We start from the raw sequence: 16,867 nt of genomic DNA, 5'->3' as shown, positions 1-16,867 counted from the left end.
GCCGTCAGTCCCCGGCGGCCTGCTCGACCAGAGGGAGCACCCGGAACGGGACCGGATTTTCCAGGGCGATCGCCGTGGAAGCCCGGACAATGCCGTCGAACCCCACAACCCGGTCGATCACCCGCTGGAGATCGGCGTTGGAGCGGGCCACGATGCGGCAGAGCATGTCGCCCTGCCCGGTGATGGTGTGGAGTTCCAGAACCTCGGGCACGGAGGCCAGGTGGGCCCGGACATCCGTGCCCTGGCCCTGGGAGATCTCCAGGGTGGCGAAGGCGGTGACCGGGTAGCCGAGGGCGGCCGGGTCCAACTGCGGCGCGGAACCGCGGATCACCCCGTTGGCGCGCAGCCGATCGAGTCGGGCCTGGACGGTGCCGCGTGCCACGCCGAGCCGGCGCGAGCACTCCAGCACGCCGGGGCGGGGCTCCTCGGCGAGCAGGGCGAGCAGGGCGGCGTCCAGCGGGTCGATTCCGGGGACAGCGGGCATCAGCGGCTCCAGGTGAGCAGAATGTACACCAAGGATGGGGTACGGCTGGCCCGGCTGTACAGCCTGCTCAGTGTTTCGCGGGACAGTTGCGCAGTGTCGACCTGGGCGGGACGGTAGCGGCATCCGCATCCCACGGCTGGAGGACGCCATGACTGACGAGTTTCCTGTGAAGGGCATGGACGCGATCGTCTTCGCGGTCGGCAACGCCAAGCAGGCCGCGCACTACTACTCGACGGCCTTCGGTATGCCGCTGGTCGCGTACGCGGGTCCGGAGACGGGCGAGCGGGAGACCGCTGCCTATGTGCTGGAGTCGGGCTCGGCCCGCTTCGTGTTCACCTCGGTGGTGAAGGCGGCCACCGAGCGCGGGGTCTTCCTCGCCCAGCATGTCGCCGCGCACGGGGACGGGGTGGTCGACCTGGCCATCGAGGTCCCCGACGTGTACGCGGCCCACGCCTATGCCGTCGCCCACGGCGCGACCAGCCTGGCCGAGCCGTACGAGCTGAAGGACGACCACGGCTCGGTGGTGCTGGCCGCCATCGCCACCTACGGCGAGACCCGGCACACCCTGGTCGACCGCAGCGGCTACGACGGTCCCTACCTGCCCGGTTTCGTGGCGCGCCGGCCGCTGGTCGAGCCGCCGGCCCGGAGGTTCTTCCAGGCGGTGGACCACTGCGTGGGCAATGTGGAGCTGGGACGGATGGACGAGTGGGTGTCCTTCTACCACCGGGTGATGGGCTTCACCAACATGAAGGAGTTCGTCGGCGACGACATCGCCACCGAGTACTCCGCGCTGATGTCCAAGGTCGTCGCGGACGGCAGCCGCAAGGTGAAGTTCCCGCTGAACGAGCCGGCGGTGGCCAGGAGGAAGTCGCAGATCGACGAGTACCTGGAGTTCTACGGCGGCCCCGGGGTCCAGCACCTGGCGCTGGCGACCAACGACATCGTGGCGACGGTACGGGCGATGCGCGCGGCCGGCGTGGAGTTCCTGGACACCCCCGACTCGTACTACGACACCCTGGGCGAGTGGGTCGGCGAGACCCGGGTGCCGCTGGAGCAGCTGCGCGAGCTGAAGATCCTCGCGGACCGGGACGAGGACGGCTACCTGCTGCAGATCTTCACCAAGCCGGTGCAGGACCGGCCGACGGTCTTCTTCGAGCTGATCGAGCGGCACGGCTCGATGGGCTTCGGCAAGGGCAACTTCAAGGCGCTCTTCGAGGCCATCGAGCGGGAGCAGGAGCTCCGGGGCAATCTGTGAGGGTTCGTCATGTCTCATTCAGGTGAACCATGATGCGATGACTGATCATCAGTTCTAGGCTGCTTGAATGATCGTCAGCCGCCTTCTCGCCTTCGCTGCGACTCCCGTTCTCGCCGCCCTCCTGGCAGGTGCCTCCCAGGGGGGCGGCGCTGTGCCCGGCGCTCCCACGGCCGGGGACCCGTACTTCCCGCAGTCCGGCGACGGGGGCTACCACGTCGTCCACTACCGGCTGAACCTCGGCTACACGCCCGCGTCCCGACACCTGGACGCGACGGCGGTGCTGACCTCCACGGCCACGCAGAACCTCAGCTCCTTCTACCTGGACCTGTCCGGACTGACCGTCGGCAGCGTCCGGATCGACGGCCGGGCGGTGGCGTTCAGCCGCAGCGGAGTGAAGCTCAAGGTCACGCCAGCGCACGCGCTCCGCAGGGGCCGTACCTTCAGCACCACGATCACCTATTCGGGGGTGCCTGCTGACGTCACCGACCCGGACGGCTCGGCCGACGGCTGGATCACGCAGAAGGACGGCTCGGTCTTCGTCGCGGGTGAGCCGCAGGGAGCCATGACCTGGTTCCCCAGCAACAGCCACCCCATCGACAAGTCGACCTACGAGGTCGAGGTCACCGTTCCGGACGGCTGGACCGCCGTCTCCAACGGCCGCCTCGCCAGTCGGCGCAGCAGCAACGGCCGCACTGCCTTCGACTGGCGCGAGACCAGCCCGATGGCGGCCTACCTGGCCACCGCCGGCATCGGGAAGTTCCAGGTGCAGAGCTACCGCACCGCCTCCGGCCTGCCCGTTTACAACGCCGTCGACCCGGCCGAGGCCAAGGCCGCAGCCCCGGTGCTGGCCCAGCTCCCGGCCGTGATCGCCTGGGAGAGCAAGATCTTCGGCCGCTACCCCTTCGACGCGGCCGGCGCCGTCGTCGAGCACGCCCACAGCGTCGGCTACGCCCTGGAGACCCAGACCAGGCCGGTCTACGACCGCGCGCCCGACATCGACACGCTGGTCCACGAGACCGCGCACCAGTGGTTCGGCGACTCGGTCAGCCTGAACCGCTGGAAGGACATCTGGCTGAACGAGGGCTTCGCGACCTACGCCGAATGGCTCTGGGACGCCCATCACGGCGGCCCCAGCACGGCCAAGCGGTTCGCCACCGACTACGCCCTCCCGGCCGGCAACGACCTCTGGTCCTTCCCGGCCGGCGACCCGGGCGACGGCGCCCACATCTTCGGGACCCCGCCCTACGAGCGCGGCGCGATGGTGCTGGAGAAGCTCCGGGAGCGCGTCGGCGACCAGGCATTCTTCGCCATCCTGCGGAGCTGGGCCGGCGAACACCGCTACGGTCACGGCGACACCGCGCAGTTCATCGCCCTGAGCGAGAAGATCTCCGGCAAGAAGCTGGACTCGCTCTTCGCGACCTGGCTGTATGGCAAGGGCAAGCCTGCGACGCCGTAGACGCCGTAACCGTCCAGCTGGGAGTACAGAGCTATGAGTGACCTGGTCGACCTGCTCAGGGAGGGGCTGCCGGCGGCGGCGGTCGTCACCGATCCCGATGTCACCGCCGCCTATCGCCAGGACATGGCGGGGTTCTGCGCGAGCGGGAACCCGGCGGTGCTGGTGTTCCCGGACACGGTGGACCAGGTCAGGCATGTCATGCGGACCGCCACCGCGCTGCGGGTCCCGGTGGTCCCGCAGGGGGCGCGCACCGGGCTCTCGGGCGCGGCCAACGCCGTGGACGGGTGCATCCTGCTGTCCCTGGTGCGGATGAACCGGATCCTGGAGATCGACCCGGTGAACCGGATCGCCGTGGTCGAGCCCGGAGTCGTCAACGCGGCGCTGTCGCAGGCCGTGGGGGTGCACGGACTCACCTATCCGCCGGACCCGTCCAGCTGGGAGACCTGCACCATCGGCGGCAACATCGGCACCGCGTCGGGCGGCCTGTGCTGCGTCAAGTACGGCACCACCAGCGAGTACGTGATCGGCCTGGACGTGGTGCTGGCCGACGGCGAGCTGCTGAGGACCGGGCGCCGCACCGCCAAGGGCGTCGCCGGGTACGACCTCACCCGGCTGCTGGTCGGCTCCGAGGGCAGCCTCGGCGTCGTCGTCGGCGCAACGCTGGCCCTGCGGCCCAGCCCGCCGCCGCAGCTCGCCCTCGCGGCCGAGTTCCCCAGCACCGACACCGCGTGTGCGGCGGTGTGCGCCGTGATGGAGGCCGGCTACACGCCGTCGCTGATGGAGCTGATGGACACCGTCTCGGTACGGGCCGTCAACTCCATGGCGCAGATGGGTCTGCCGGACTCCACGGCGGCGCTGCTGCTGATCGCCTTCGACACCCTCGACCCGGTCGCGGACCTCGCCGCCGCCGGGGAGATCTGTGCTGCGCACGGCGCCACCGAGGTCGTCCCCGCCGCCGACAGCGCGGAGTCGGAGCTGCTGCTCCAGGCCCGCAGGCTGTCGCTGACGGCGATGGACACCCTCGGCACCACGATGGTCGACGACGTCGCCGTCCCCAGGTCGGCGCTGGCCGCGATGATCAACGGCGTCGCCGAGATCGCCGAGCGATTCGATCTCACCATCGGGGTGGTCGCCCACGCGGGTGACGGCAACACCCACCCGGTGGTGGTCTTCGACGCGGCCGACCCCGAGGAGACGGCGCGGGCGCGGGAGTCGTTCGACGCGATCATGGCTCTGGGGCTGGAGCTGGGCGGGACGATCACGGGGGAGCACGGGGTGGGGCTGCTCAAGCGGGAGTGGCTTGCGCGGGAGATCGGGCCGGTTGGGCTGGAGTTGCAGCGGAGGGTCAAGGCGGCGTTCGATCCGTTGGGGTTGTTGAACCCGGGGAAGGTGTTTTGAACGGTCCGCAACCGTGCACCTTGGTGGTGGGCTTGTCGCGCAGTTCCCCGCGCCCCTGGGTCGTGCAACTGAGGGTCAGCTGGAGCCGGTTTGGACGAGTGGGGGGTGGCCGTTCCAGGTGACGTAGAAGATCGAGTCGGTGCCGGCGCCGCCGTCCTGCTGGAAGTCGACGCGGAGCCAGGTGGCGGTGACCCACTGGTGCCAGGACCAGCCGGCGTCGGGGGTCACCGAGACGATGCTCGCGGAGGTGGCGCCCATGTCGATGACGATGCGGCCGCCGGGGCGGGTGAAGGTCTGGATCTGGCCGGTGCTGCTCGCGGACGGGCTCGGCGAGGGGGTGGCGGAGGGCGTCGCGGAGACGACCGGGGTGCGTGACCGTGTCGCGGAGTGGCTCGGGGCGGGTGTCGGGGACGTGTTCGGCGACGGGCTGGTCACCGCCGAGCCGATCGAGGTGGGCAGCGGCGGCGGAGTGGACGGGGCGCTGGTGGGGTCGGCCACCGCCACCACCAGGGCGCTCGGCTGCTCGTACGATCCGTCCCGCAGCACCCGGTGCACGCCGAACCAGGACACGGACACCGCAGCCGCGGTCGCCCCGGTCCATGCTGCTGCCCGTACCAGTCCTCTGCGCACGGGCATCAGTATGACGGTTAACCCGAATGGACTACCTTCACTGTCCATGGCAACTGTCCTGGTGGTCGAGGACGACCCGTTCGTGCGTTCCGCCCTGATCCGGCACCTGACCGGGGCCGGCCATGCCGTGCGCAGTGTCGGCACCGCGCTGGAAGCGCTGCGCGAAGTCGCGCAGGTCGGCTGCGACGTGGTGATCCTCGACCTCGGCCTGCCCGACCTGGACGGCAGCGAGGCGCTGAAGATGATCCGCGGCCTCACCGACGTCCCGGTGATCATCTCCACCGCGCGCGACGACGAGACCGAGATCGTCCGACTGCTCAACGCCGGGGCCGACGACTATCTGGTCAAGCCCTTCTCCGGCGAGCACCTCAGCGCCAGGATGGCTGCGGTGCTGCGCCGCTCCGGCGCGGCACCGGGCACCGGGCAGCACCTCCAGGTCGGTGGGCTGCGGATCGACCTGCAGCGGCGCGAGGTGCTCCTGGACGGCGCCGCGCTCGACCTGACCCGGCGTGAGTTCGACCTGCTGGCCTTCCTCGCGGCCCGCCCCGGCGTGGTCGTCTCCCGGCGGGAGCTGCTCGCCGAGGTGTGGCGCCAGCCGTACGGGACCGACCAGACCATCGACGTGCACCTCTCCTGGCTGCGCCGCAAGCTCGGCGAGACCGCGTCACGGCCGCGCTATCTGCACACCGTGCGCGGGGTGGGCGTCCGCCTGGACGTGCCCACCGGGCCGCCGCGGCGCAGTCCCGAGGCGGGGACCGAGGCGGGGCCGGGACCGGAGCCGGCGCCGTGAGGTGGGCGCTGGTGAAGGTCAGCGTCGCGGTCACCACCATGGTCGCGCTGGCCTTCCTGCTGCCGCTCGGCCTGATGGTCCGGGAGACCGCCCGCGACCGCGCCTTCTCCGGCGCGGAGCGGCAGGCCGCCGCCATCGGCCCGGCCCTGGCCATCACCGGCGACCCCGGGGAGCTGACCCGGGCGCTGGCCAGCACCCAGGCCGGGGCGGCCGGGATGTTGGCCGTGCACGTCCCCGGCCACACGGCCGTGGCCGGCAGCGGCGGCACCAAGGTGACCGGACTGACCACGATCGGCCGGCCGCGCGCCACCGACGCCCAGATCCTCGGCGCCACCGCCGCCGGACACCCCGTCAGCACCGGCGTCCCGGGCGGCTTCGCCTACCTGGAGCCGGTCGCGGTCGGCAGCGGCGGCGTCGCCGTCGTGGAGGTGTTCATCCCGAACGCGGCGCTCAGCCAGGGGGTCGTCACCGCCTGGCTGGTGCTGACCGCGGTGGCGGTGGCCCTGGTGCTGATCTCGGTGCTGGTCGCCGACCGGCTGGGCACCCGCATCGTCGGCTCCGCCCGCCGGCTGGCCGGGGCCGCGCGGGCGCTGGGCGCCGGCGACCTCGCGGTGCGGGTCCCGCAGGCGGACGACTCGCCGCCGGAACTGCGGGACGCGGCCGCCGCCTTCAACGCCATGGCCGACCGGGTGGTACGGCTGGTCGCCGCCGAACGCGAGCTGGCCGCCGACCTGTCGCACCGGCTGCGCACCCCGCTGACGGTGCTACGGCTGAACGCCGCCGCGCTGGGCCAGGGCGACGCCGCCGAGCAGACCCGGCACGCCGTCGACCAGCTGGAACGCGAGGTCGACCAGATCATCCACACCGCCCGTGGCCGCAGCCAGGGGCTGATCCTCGGCGACGGCACCGGCGCGGGCACGGGGAGCGACGAGGACGCCGCACCGGCGCCGCTGTCCTGCGACGCGGCCGAGGTGATCAGGGACCGGGTGGCCTTCTGGTCCGCGCTCGCCGAGGACGAGGGCCGGGACTGGCGGCTGTCCGGCGCCGACGCCGCCGCGCCGCCGGCCGTGGTGCCGGTGGCCTCGGCGGACTTGGGCGCGGCCCTGGACTCGCTGCTCGGCAACATCTTCCGGCACACCCCCGAGGGCACCGCCTTCGTCGTCGACGTGCACCGCGCCGCCGACGCGGTCATCGTCCTGGTCTCCGACGCCGGCCCGGGCATCGCCGACACCGAGGCGGCCCTGCGCCGCGGCCACGGCGTCGGCGGAGCGGGCTCCACCGGCCTCGGCCTGGACATCGTGCGCCGCGTCGCCGAGTCCACCGGCGGCGAGGTGGAGGTGGGCCGCTCGGCCATCCTCGGCGGCAGCGAGATCCGGATCCGGCTGCAGACGGAACCGGCCGGCTCGCGGCCCCCGGCGTCCCGCAGCCGCCGCAGGCCCGCGCCCCGGGTACGGCTGGTCCGCTAGGAGGGTGCTCCTGTTCGGGGCGATACGGAGCCGCGGGTTCCTTAACGGCGTCCTAAGGGACCTCTACCCCTGCCTGAGCAGCCGTTCCACGCTGCTTTCGGCCGATAGCGTCGGCTACGGCCGGGTCCGAGGACCGTCGATGACGCCGCGTCAGGAAGGCGTCGTCACGTTGCCTTCCCCCACGGGGCCCGGCCTCCCAGGTTCTCCAACGGAGGTAGTTTCCGTATGACGTCACATGCCAAGCCCACCGGCTCGCGCCGCCGCCGTTCCCGCCGCTCCACCGTGATCGGCGCCTCGGCCACGGCGGCAGCCCTCGTCGGCGGCACCGTGATCGCGCTCGCAGCCAGTGCCAGCGCGGCGACGGTCGGCGCGGTGTACTCGACCACCAGTGACTGGGGCAACGGCTACAGCGGGCAGTACGACGTCAGCAACAGCAACTCGGGCACCATCAGCAACTGGAAGCTGAGCTTCGACCTTCCGGCCGGCGCGAAGATCAGCTCGCTCTGGAACGCCACCTTCACCGCCAGCGGCCAGCACATCACGGTGACCCCGGCGGGCTGGGACAGCACCCTCAGCACCGGGCAGCACGCCGTCGTCGGCTTCGTCGTCAACGGCTCCGGCGCCCCGACCGGCTGCACCATCAACGGCGCCGACTGCTCCACCGGCAGCGCCCCCACCCCGAGCGGGCAGCCCACCACGGCCGCCCCGAGCGCGAGTGCGAAGCCGAGCGCCAGCGCGACGCCCACCAAGTCCGCGACGCCCACGCCCACGCCCACCCCGAGCGCCACCGCCACCACCGGGTCGGGCACCGGCACCACCGCCACCAGCGGTTTCTCCCCGTATGTCGACACCTCGCTCTACCCCGCGTTCGACACCGCCGCCGCCTCGGCGGCCGGCGGGGCGAAGAACTACAACCTCGCCTTCGTCCTCGCCGGCGGCGGCTGCACGCCGGAGTGGGGCGGGGTCAGCGCGCTGGACAGCACCGGCGTCCCCGGCCAGATAGCCGCGCTGCGCAAGGTCGGCGGCGACGTCCGGGTCTCCTTCGGCGGCGCCAACGGCACCGAGCTGGCGGAGTCCTGCACCTCGGTGTCCACGCTGGCGGCGGCCTACCAGAAGGTCATCGACACCTATGGCCTGACGAAGATCGACTTCGACGTCGAGGGCGGTGCGACCACCGACACCGTCGGGATCACCCGCCGCGACCAGGCCATCGCCCAGCTCCAGGCGACCGCCAAGGCCGCCGGCAAGACGCTGGAGGTCTCCTTCACCCTGCCGGTGCTGCCCTCCGGCCTGGTCCAGTCCGGTACCGACCTGCTGCAGAACGCCAAGAGCAACGGCGTGGCCGTCTCGGCCGTCAACATCATGGCGATGGACTACGGCGACGGCGCCGCCCCCAGCCCCGGCGGCCGGATGGGCACCTACGCCATCGACGCGGCCACGGCCACCCAGGCCCAGGTCAAGAGCATCTTCGGACTCTCCGACGCGGACGCCTGGAAGCATGTCGCGGTGACCCCGATGATCGGCGTCAACGACACCAGCACCGAGGTCTTCACCGTCGCCGACGCCCAGCAGCTCGCGACCTTCGCCTCGACCAAGCACCTCGCCTGGCTGTCCATGTGGTCCGCCACCCGGGACAAGCAGTGCTCCGGCGGCGCCCAGGCCTGGGCGGACGCCAGCTGCAGCAGCATCGTCCAGTCCACCTATGCCTTCGCCAAGGCGTTCGGCGCTTACACCGGCTGAGGCCGGGTAGGCGATGCGGGGTCCCCGGGAACCACCCCGGGGGCCCCGTCCGTCTCCCTGGGGGTGACTGTCGAAGGGGGCAGTGGGTTCGTCCACAAACTGGCATGATTACCTGATGGGCCCGCCGGACGGGAGCGGCGATCCGCTAGGGTCACGCAGGGTTGTCGACAAGGAGTGCTGCGTGACGAGTCTCGGTTGGGACGCCGGAAAGCCACGCGAGGACGGCAGGACCCCTGCCCCTCGTGCTGCCCTCGCGGGTGTCGTGAACGCGCTGCGGGAGGCGCCGCGCCGGGAGACCCGGATCGCCTTCCTGGTCGGCCTCGGCTCGCTGGTCGTCTACGCCCTGGTCCGCCACCTGGTCGGCGTGAGCATGGTCGACATGGTCGTCTACCGGGCCGAGGGCTCGGCGGTCGCCCATGGCGCGAACCTCTACGACATCCGGGTCAGCGAGTGGAAGCTCCCCGCCACCTACCCGCCGTTCGCCGCGATGCTGTTCACTCCCACCGCCTGGCTGCCGGTCGGCCCGCTGCGGGTCATGGTCACCGCGGGCAACCTGGTCGTGCTGGGCGCCTTCGGCTACCTCTCCGCCGTCCTGGCGGGCTGGCCGCGCAAGGCCATGCGCCCGGCCCTGGTGTTTCTCGCCGTCGGCCTCGGCGTCTGGCTCGAACCCGTGTTCACCACGCTGCGCTACGGCCAGATCAACCTGGTGCTCGGCGTCCTGGTGCTCTACGACCTCACCCGTCCGGACAGCAGGCGCAGCAAGGGCGTCGCCATCGGCATCGCCGCCGCGATCAAGCTCACCCCCGGGCTCTTCGCCGTCTACCTGCTGATCAGCGGCCGGGGCAGGGCGGCCGTCACGGCCGGGCTCACCTGCCTGGGGACCATGCTGCTGGGCTTCCTGCTGCTGCCCGACGCCTCCAGGGCGTTCTGGACCAAGTACGTCTTCGACACCAGCCGGGTCGGCAAGGAGTACATCGTCGACAACCAGTCCCTGCGCGGACTGGTCGAACGCGCGATGCACACCCCGGACGGCGGGATCGTCGCCCTGCTGCTCACCGCGGTCGTCGGCGTCGCCGGTCTGGCCGTCGCCGTCGGCATCCACCGCAACGCGGTCGGCTTCCCCCGGGCCCACGCCTGGTCTGTGCTGTGCGTGGCGATCACGGCCGTGCTGGTCTCCCCGATCAGCTGGACCCACCACTGGATCTGGTGCGTGCCGATGATGGTGCTGCTCGCGGCCGAGGCCTCCGAGGAGCGGTCCAGGGCCAGGGCCCGCGCCCGGGCCGGCACGCCAAGGCAGCGCCGGGTCTGGCGGGGCACTCTGATCGCGACCGGGCTGGCCTTCTGCTCCTTCGCCATGTGGCTGGTGCCCCACAAGGGCCTCAGCAACCTGCACATCTCCTACCTGCTGCAGCCCTTCGCGGCGCTGTATCCGCTGGTCGGCCTGGCTTTCCTGGCCCTGGCGGGGGAGCGGCTGCGCCGCCATCTGCGCCGCAGGAGGGCGGTGGGGCCGCAGACCGGGCCGGAGCGCCCGGGCGGCCGGGTCCCCGGGCAGGCGCAGCCGTCCTCACGGGACGTGCTGGCCGGCTGAGGAGCGGGGGTGCGCGCGAGGCCATCAGTGACCGGCCAGGAGGGCGGCCAGGGCCCCGTCCATGTCCAGGCCGGCATCCTCCCGCCCCGGCGGCACCAGCCGCAGTGCGCTCTCCAGCCAGCACGCCACCGCCCCGGCGGGGGCCTCGATCAACGCGTCGCCGGCCGGTGAGCTGAGCGCCAGGCAGATGACATTGCGGCCGCCCTGCCGGGTCGGCCAGATCCGCACATCGCCGTGGCCGCAGGCCCTGAACATTCCCTCCACCAGCAGGTCCCGGGCGAACACCCAGGTCACCGGGGAGTCCTGGCCCAGGTGGAAGGTGATGTGCACGGCGTACGGGTCGTCGGCGAGGTAGCGGAACCGGGCCGGCACGGGAACGCTCCGCTCCGGCGAGAGGATCAGGTTGACCCTGACCTCCTCCCTCACCTCGCGGGCGTCCGGGCCCTCTGCACTGCCGGCGTCCCTGGCGTCTCCGGCATCCCCAGCGGCCCCCGCACTTCCCGGGTTCTCCCTGTCCATGGCACGTCCCTCGTCTCCGGCGATCCGGCGGCGGCCCTTCCGTCGCCCGGTACAGGAGGAGAGCGGTGCGCAGGCGCACTCTTACACCACTCCGTACGCCTCTTTCGCGGTTTGTCCCGCATCTCGCCCTTACCGGCCCGTCGTGGTACTACGCTTTGTGACTGCTCGACGACGTGGCGTGCCTGGTGCCTGCACCGCCGCCGCCCGGCAACCCGGACGAAGACGGAGCAGGTCCTTCCCGATGACGGCTGTCCCACCCAGCGCTGGTCCCGAGACCGACGGCCCCTCGGCCGGCTACTACCCCGACCCCTCGATCCCGGGTTTCGTCCGCTACTGGGACGGGCTGGGCTGGCTTCCGGGGACGAGCCGCCCGGCGCCCGGGCCCGGCGAGGTGCTGCCGCCGCCGAAGGGGACGGCGCGCCCGGGCGGTCCGACGATGCGGTTCGTGCCGCCCCCGGTCAGAGTCGAGTCCGAGCCCGAGTCCGAACCGCAGCCCGAGCCCGAACCGCAGCCCGAGCCCGAACCGGCGCCCGAACCGGCGCCCGAGCCGTTCGTCCCGCAGCGGACGCTGCCCCCGCTGGACAGTGCCGTGGAGCGGTCCGGGCCGATCTTCCTGGACGAGACCGGGACGCTGCCCGAACCCCGGGCGGCGGTACCTGCCGTGACCGCAGTCGAGGAGGAGGAACCGGGCAGCCGCTGGATCGCGGACGCGATGCAGCAGCGCGGGCTTCTGGAGACCGGAGCCGCACCACGCTGGGTCTCCTGGGGCGTGCCGGACCAGCCCGCCCCCCAGGCGGCCGCACCGGCACTCCCCGCCGTCGCCCCCGCCGCCGTTCCAGCGGCCCCGGTCACCGCTGCCGCCCCGGCGCCTGCCCTGGCCCCGGTGACTGCTGCTGTCCAGGCCCCTGCCGGGTCCAGGATCCCGGTCGAACCCCGCCCCGCCCCCGTGCCCGACCCCGCGCGCACCGCCCTCCGGGCGACCCCCGCAGCACCCCCCGTCCGTACGCTCGGCCCCGCCCCGGCCGGTGCGCGGGCCGGCGCCGCCGCGGCGTCCCGGGCCGGGGCCGGGCGGGCCCGGCCGATGGAGCCGCGTCCCGCGCTGCTCATCCGGCGCCTGGGCGCCCGGCTGCTGGACACCGCCGTGCTCGTCGGGGCCGTCTCCGTGGTCGGGGTGCCGCTGGTGCAGCAGGCGGTGACGCACCTTCAGGGCAAGATCGACGCGGCCCGCGCGCTGCCCGGGCAGACCAGGGTCTGGCTGGTGGACCCCACCGTGCTGGCGGACGCCGGGCTGCTGCTGGTCGCGCTGCTCGTGGTCGGCTTCGTCTGCGAGGCGCTGCCCACCGCGGCCTGGGGCCGCACCCTGGGCAAGGCGCTGTTCGGGCTGCGGGTGGTGGACCGGCGTTCGAAGCGGGCCCCGGCCCTGGGGCGGTCGCTGGCCCGCTGGCTCACCTACCAGCTGTCGATGCTGCTGCTGGTCGGCGTGTTCGGCCTGCTGCGCGGTCTGACGGACCGTCCGTGGCGGCGCGGGTGGCACGACCGGGCGGGGCGCACGCTGGTGGCGGCCGGGAAGGCCAGGGTTGCCAGAAGGAGCTGATTCGCCCCATTTAATACGACATGCTGGTGCGGGTCATAGCTTGATGCTGTATCAGATGATCTACTCGTGATATGACCACACCCGAGCCGCCCGGCGAGCCGACTCCGCCGTCGTTCGAGAAGCCCGCCGCCGGCGGCTCACCGTACGACCAGCCGCCGCCGTACTACGGCCAGCCGTACGACTACCCCACCGGTGGTGACCCCGTCGGGGCCGCGCAGAGCGCCATGCCGCCACTGGGTGGGATCTGGATCCGGCTGCTGGCCAGGATCATCGACGGGCTCCTGATCGTGATCGTCGCGGTGCCGCTCTCGTTCGTCGCGGCTGCTGCCAAGAACAACGAACGGACCACGGCGAGCGTCGCGGTCGAGACCGGCATCCTGGTGCTGTACTTCGTCTACGAGGGGCTGATGCTGACCCTGGCGGGCGGTCAGACCGTCGGCAAGAAGGTGATGAAGATCCGGGTCGCCATGCTGGCCGACGGCTCGCCCCCGGTGGGCAGCGCCGGATGGATCCGGGCGGCGGTCTACTCGCTGCCGAGCATCGTCTGCTGCGTCTGGCAGCTGGTCAACGTCCTGTGGTGCGTCTGGGACCGGCCCTACCAGCAGTGTCTGCACGACAAGGCGGCGAAGACCGTGGTCGTCAAGACCGTGCGGACCGTCTGACCGGCGCAGGTCGGCACACGTCCGGAGCGCCCGACCCGGTGCTGGGGGTCGGACGCTCCGGACGTGTGCCGGTGAGGCCGGGTTCAGCTGCGGGCGCCCTCGCGCTCGCGCTCGATGGACTCCACCGACGGGGACGAGGCGGGGCGGCCGCCCACCACCATGCGGCTGCCCGTCGGTTTGGTCCCGCGCCGGGCGGGCGCGGTTATCGCCAGGGCGAGGGCGATGGTGCCGAGGGTCAGCCCGAGGATCATCAGCAGGCTGATCGTCAGGAGGCTGTGGGCGCCGGAGGCGGCGAGGAGCGCGACCGTGGCGACGACCACCGCGAGCGTTCCGTAGCAGATCTGGGCCGGTGTCAGACGTGGCATGGCTGTTCCGTCCTTGGGCTTCGGGGCTGCGGGCCGGGGGGTCGGACTCCGCTGAAGGGGGGCCTGTCGTTGCTTCCGGTTGCGGTGCACATGCGAGCAGAGCACGGGGGGTCGCCCCCGGAAAGGTGGTCCAGGTTCATCAGCTGAAATACCCGGCTGGGTGACCGGTGACGCCCAGCCTAACCTCACTTCGGGAGGCACAGGGGGCGCATCGGCTCACCGAAAGGGCGGAGGGTTCCTCTGGCACATGCCGCTAGCGCCCCCGTGCGCCCCATCCGGCACAGTGCGCCCCACCTCGCTCAAACGCCGCTCCAGCGGCTTCAGTTGGCGAGTACCACCGGGGTTCCGGTCAGTGTCACACCGGCGTCCTGGAGTTGCTTGAGCGCCGTTTCGGTGGACTCCTTGGCCACCCCGGCGGTCAGGTCCAGCAGCACCCGGGTGACGAACCCCTCCCGCGACGCGTCCAGCGCCGTGGCGCGGACGCAGTGGTCGGTGGCGATGCCGACCACGTCCACCTCGGTCACCCCGCGCTGCCGCAGCCAGTCGCCCAGCGAGACCCCGTTCTCGTCCGCTCCCTCGAACCCGCTGTACGCGGCGGCGTAGGCGCCCTTGTCGAACACCGCCTCGATCGCACCGGAGGTGACGGTGGGTGCGAAGTTGGGGTGGAAGCCCACGCCCTCGGTCCCGGCCACGCAGTGCACCGGCCAGCTGGTGGCGAAGTCGGGGGTGGCGGAGAAGTGGCCGCCCGGGTCGATGTGGTGGTCGCGGGTGGCCACCACATGGGCGTATCCGGCGGTGGACTCGGCCACCAGGTCGGTGATCGAGGCGGCGACCTCGGATCCTCCGGCGACCGGGAGGCTGCCGCCCTCGCAGAAGTCGTTCTGCACGTCGACGACGATCAGTGCGCGGTGCATGGCTCTCCTTGGAGCTGTGCCGGGAGGGTGCGGGGTGTTGGACAGTGGTAAAGAGAGAGTAGGGAGCGCCGCGCGTTCTTGCGAGAGGGGGGCACCGTCCGGGTCCTTACGGGGCTCACCGGGTTTACAGGTTCCGCTCCGCCGGCACCAGGTAGTCGGTCGGGATGACCGGTTCGCCCTTGGACAACTGGGTCGCGGAGATCGGCAGTTGGGCCCGCGAGCGGAGGTGTCGCTCGCGTGCGGCGAGCAGCGGCTCGCGGCCGACCACGGCACCGCCGGTGATCAGCGGGATCTGCAGCAGCCGGTCGGCCAGCTCCGTCGGCACCGGGCCGGTGCCGACGACCTCGGCCTCGGCCACGCCCTCCGGGTCCAGCCGGCGTGCGCCCCACTTGCGCCCCCCGCGGCTGGCCTTGCCCCCGGCGGATCGTTTCGCCACCGGGACCAGCGGCGCGTCCGGGTCGTCCGAGGCGGCCCTGGCGACCAGCTTGTAGACCATCGCGCAGGTCGGCTGCCCGCTGCCGGTGACCAGGGAGGTGCCCACTCCGTAGCCGTCCACCGGGGCGCTGCCGAGCGCCGCGATGGCGTACTCGTCCAGGTCGCTGGTGACGGTGATCCTGGTCTTCTCCGCCCCCAGCTCGTCCAGCTGCCGGCGCACCCGGTGGGCCAGCATCAGCAGGTCGCCCGAGTCGATCCGGACCGCGCCCAGCTCGGGTCCGGCCACCTCGATCGCGGTGCGGACAGCCTCGGCCAGGTCGTAGGTGTCGATCAGCAGCGTGGTGCCGCGTCCCATGCTGGCGACCTGGGCGGTGAAGGCGTCCCGCTCGCTGTCGTGCAGCAGGGTGAAGGCGTGCGCGCTGGTGCCGGTGGTGGGCAGGCCGTAACGGAACCCGGCCTGCAGGTCCGAGGTGGCCGAGAAGCCCGCCACATAGGCGGCGCGGGCCGCCGAGACGGCCGCCTGCTCGTGCGCCCGGCGCGCCCCCATCTCGATCAGCGGGCGGCTGCCCGCGGCGGCGGACATCCGGGAGGCGGCCGCGGCGATCGCCGAGTCGTAGTTGAGGATCGAGAGGATCACCGTCTCCAGGATCACCGCCTCGGCGAAGCTGCCCTCGACCACCATCAGCGGCGACCCGGGGAAGTAGCACTCGCCCTCGCCGTAGCCGCGGATGTCGCCGCGGAAGCGGTAATCGGCCAGCCAGGCGAGGGTGGTGTCGTCGACGACGCCCTGGTCGGAGAGCCAGTCGAGCTGCGGCGTGGTGAAGCGGAAGGACTCCACGGCGTCCAGCACCCGGCCGGTTCCGGCCGTCACGCCGTAGCGGCGGCCCTCGGGCAGCCGGCGGGTGAAGACCTCGAAGACGGAGCGGCGCCGCGCTGCCCCGCTCCGCAGCGCGGCCTGCAGCATGGTGAGCTCGTACCGGTCGGTGAGCAGCGCGGTGGACTGCGCTGGCGCAGTCAGTGGGGCGGCGTCCATATGATGATGCTAGCGCCATCTCGTCAGTTTGACGATTTCTCGGCCTGAGCAGCCCCGGATCGCTTGTGTTTCCCCCGGATGGCAGCATTGGGGGTGTCCCGAAACGCTGAAGCAGGACCCGCGCCGCACCCCCACCCCGCTGGACGGCGCGCGGGACCGAAGAGGAGCCACATCGTGAGCGTCGCGCCGGTCGAGATCGAGCGCACCGAGTGGGACACGTCCTCGCAGGAGGCGCCGTCCCCGGACAACCCCTGGGTCACCATCGTCCACAACGACCCGGTCAACCTGATGAGTTACGTCGAGTACGTCTTCCAGTCCTATTTCGGCTACCCCAAGGACAAGGCGCGGAGGCTGATGATGGACGTGCACCACAAGGGGCGCGCCGCCGTCTCCAGCGGGAGCCGCGAGGAGATGGAGCGGGACGTCCAGGCGATGCACGGCTACGGCCTCTGGGCCACGCTGCAGCACGACAGGTGACATACGCTCAGCCCGCTCGGCTTTCCTCCCGCTTTCCTTCCCCCATGCTCGAAAGGCGCCA

The 16,867-nt window shown here is 72.1% G+C and carries 16 protein-coding genes; 10 read left to right on the top strand and 6 right to left on the bottom strand.

Translation table 11 applies throughout. The features are described from left to right. Positions 1-4: 4 nt before the first annotated feature. Positions 5-484: an Lrp/AsnC family transcriptional regulator gene (locus ABH941_RS14125; protein ID WP_370129396.1), complete on the bottom strand. Its 480-nt coding sequence runs from the start codon at positions 482-484 to the stop codon at positions 5-7. Between the two features lie 148 nt (positions 485-632). On the opposite strand from ABH941_RS14125, the gene hppD reads away from it, so the two are divergent. The 3 genes from hppD to ABH941_RS14110 all read left to right on the top strand — a co-directional run bounded on the left by hppD (position 633) and on the right by ABH941_RS14110 (position 4,593). Further along, positions 633-1,739, top strand: coding sequence for a 4-hydroxyphenylpyruvate dioxygenase (gene hppD / locus ABH941_RS14120; RefSeq protein ID WP_370129394.1), 1,107 nt, complete (start codon positions 633-635; stop codon positions 1,737-1,739). Positions 1,740-1,806: 67 nt separating this feature from the next. Further along, positions 1,807-3,195, top strand: coding sequence for a M1 family metallopeptidase (locus tag ABH941_RS14115; RefSeq protein ID WP_370129392.1), 1,389 nt, complete (start codon positions 1,807-1,809; stop codon positions 3,193-3,195). A 33-nt stretch (positions 3,196-3,228) separates the two neighbouring features. Next, a complete protein-coding gene (locus ABH941_RS14110) occupies positions 3,229-4,593 on the top strand; it encodes an FAD-binding oxidoreductase (RefSeq protein ID WP_370129390.1) in 1,365 nt (454 codons plus the stop codon). Positions 4,594-4,668: 75 nt separating this feature from the next. Here the strand turns inward: ABH941_RS14110 and ABH941_RS14105 are convergent, their stop codons facing one another. Then, entirely contained in the window at positions 4,669-5,229 is a 561-nt protein-coding gene (locus tag ABH941_RS14105) for a hypothetical protein (RefSeq protein WP_370129388.1), read from the bottom strand. Positions 5,230-5,269: 40 nt separating this feature from the next. Between ABH941_RS14105 and ABH941_RS14100 the strand changes: the two genes are divergently transcribed. From ABH941_RS14100 to ABH941_RS14085, 4 genes are all read left to right on the top strand, one after another. After that, a complete protein-coding gene (locus ABH941_RS14100) occupies positions 5,270-6,013 on the top strand; it encodes a response regulator transcription factor (RefSeq protein WP_370129386.1) in 744 nt (247 codons plus the stop codon). Continuing rightward, a complete protein-coding gene (locus ABH941_RS14095) occupies positions 6,010-7,479 on the top strand; it encodes a sensor histidine kinase (RefSeq protein ID WP_370129384.1) in 1,470 nt (489 codons plus the stop codon). The genes ABH941_RS14100 and ABH941_RS14095 overlap by 4 nt, the downstream gene beginning before the upstream one ends. A gap of 225 nt (positions 7,480-7,704) precedes the next feature. Then, entirely contained in the window at positions 7,705-9,219 is a 1,515-nt protein-coding gene (locus ABH941_RS14090; protein ID WP_370129382.1) for a cellulose binding domain-containing protein, read from the top strand. Between the two features lie 181 nt (positions 9,220-9,400). Next, positions 9,401-10,807, top strand: coding sequence for a glycosyltransferase 87 family protein (locus ABH941_RS14085; protein WP_370129380.1), 1,407 nt, complete (start codon positions 9,401-9,403; stop codon positions 10,805-10,807). A 24-nt stretch (positions 10,808-10,831) separates the two neighbouring features. Here the strand turns inward: ABH941_RS14085 and ABH941_RS14080 are convergent, their stop codons facing one another. After that, entirely contained in the window at positions 10,832-11,326 is a 495-nt protein-coding gene (locus ABH941_RS14080; protein WP_370129378.1) for an SsgA family sporulation/cell division regulator, read from the bottom strand. Between the two features lie 241 nt (positions 11,327-11,567). On the opposite strand from ABH941_RS14080, the gene ABH941_RS14075 reads away from it, so the two are divergent. Then, positions 11,568-12,920, top strand: a complete 1,353-nt coding sequence (locus ABH941_RS14075; RefSeq protein ID WP_370129376.1) for an RDD family protein — start codon at positions 11,568-11,570, stop codon at positions 12,918-12,920. A 71-nt stretch (positions 12,921-12,991) separates the two neighbouring features. Then, complete coding sequence (locus tag ABH941_RS14070; protein ID WP_370129374.1) at positions 12,992-13,582, top strand: RDD family protein; 591 nt, start codon at positions 12,992-12,994, stop codon at positions 13,580-13,582. 83 nt (positions 13,583-13,665) lie between these two features. Here the strand turns inward: ABH941_RS14070 and ABH941_RS14065 are convergent, their stop codons facing one another. The 3 genes from ABH941_RS14065 to ABH941_RS14055 form a co-directional block, all read right to left on the bottom strand. After that, positions 13,666-13,947: a hypothetical protein gene (locus ABH941_RS14065; RefSeq protein WP_370129372.1), complete on the bottom strand. Its 282-nt coding sequence runs from the start codon at positions 13,945-13,947 to the stop codon at positions 13,666-13,668. Between the two features lie 320 nt (positions 13,948-14,267). After that, positions 14,268-14,861, bottom strand: a complete 594-nt coding sequence (locus tag ABH941_RS14060; protein ID WP_370129370.1) for a nicotinamidase — start codon at positions 14,859-14,861, stop codon at positions 14,268-14,270. A 124-nt stretch (positions 14,862-14,985) separates the two neighbouring features. Continuing rightward, entirely contained in the window at positions 14,986-16,329 is a 1,344-nt protein-coding gene (locus ABH941_RS14055; RefSeq protein ID WP_370129369.1) for a nicotinate phosphoribosyltransferase, read from the bottom strand. A gap of 174 nt (positions 16,330-16,503) precedes the next feature. On the opposite strand from ABH941_RS14055, the gene clpS reads away from it, so the two are divergent. Next, positions 16,504-16,806 carry an ATP-dependent Clp protease adapter ClpS gene (gene clpS / locus ABH941_RS14050; protein WP_243876339.1) on the top strand — a complete coding sequence of 101 codons (303 nt, stop codon included), beginning with the start codon at positions 16,504-16,506 and terminating at the stop codon, positions 16,804-16,806. Positions 16,807-16,867: the final 61 nt, after the last annotated feature.

This window comes from Streptacidiphilus sp. EB103A, assembly GCF_041261405.1.
GTDB lineage: Bacteria > Actinomycetota > Actinomycetes > Streptomycetales > Streptomycetaceae > Streptacidiphilus.
Note: the sequence above shows the minus strand (reverse complement) of the source record. Positions and strands in the feature narration are given on the sequence as shown.

Coding starts and splice junctions, on each gene's coding strand:
- ABH941_RS14125 (WP_370129396.1), bottom strand. CDS start 484: ATGCCCGCTGTCCCCGGAATCGACCCGCTGGACGCCGCCCTGCTCGCC.
- hppD (WP_370129394.1), top strand. CDS start 633: ATGACTGACGAGTTTCCTGTGAAGGGCATGGACGCGATCGTCTTCGCG.
- ABH941_RS14115 (WP_370129392.1), top strand. CDS start 1,807: ATGATCGTCAGCCGCCTTCTCGCCTTCGCTGCGACTCCCGTTCTCGCC.
- ABH941_RS14110 (WP_370129390.1), top strand. CDS start 3,229: ATGAGTGACCTGGTCGACCTGCTCAGGGAGGGGCTGCCGGCGGCGGCG.
- ABH941_RS14105 (WP_370129388.1), bottom strand. CDS start 5,229: ATGCCCGTGCGCAGAGGACTGGTACGGGCAGCAGCATGGACCGGGGCG.
- ABH941_RS14100 (WP_370129386.1), top strand. CDS start 5,270: ATGGCAACTGTCCTGGTGGTCGAGGACGACCCGTTCGTGCGTTCCGCC.
- ABH941_RS14090 (WP_370129382.1), top strand. CDS start 7,705: ATGACGTCACATGCCAAGCCCACCGGCTCGCGCCGCCGCCGTTCCCGC.
- ABH941_RS14080 (WP_370129378.1), bottom strand. CDS start 11,326: ATGGACAGGGAGAACCCGGGAAGTGCGGGGGCCGCTGGGGATGCCGGA.
- ABH941_RS14075 (WP_370129376.1), top strand. CDS start 11,568: ATGACGGCTGTCCCACCCAGCGCTGGTCCCGAGACCGACGGCCCCTCG.
- ABH941_RS14070 (WP_370129374.1), top strand. CDS start 12,992: ATGACCACACCCGAGCCGCCCGGCGAGCCGACTCCGCCGTCGTTCGAG.
- ABH941_RS14065 (WP_370129372.1), bottom strand. CDS start 13,947: ATGCCACGTCTGACACCGGCCCAGATCTGCTACGGAACGCTCGCGGTG.
- ABH941_RS14060 (WP_370129370.1), bottom strand. CDS start 14,861: ATGCACCGCGCACTGATCGTCGTCGACGTGCAGAACGACTTCTGCGAG.
- ABH941_RS14055 (WP_370129369.1), bottom strand. CDS start 16,329: ATGGACGCCGCCCCACTGACTGCGCCAGCGCAGTCCACCGCGCTGCTC.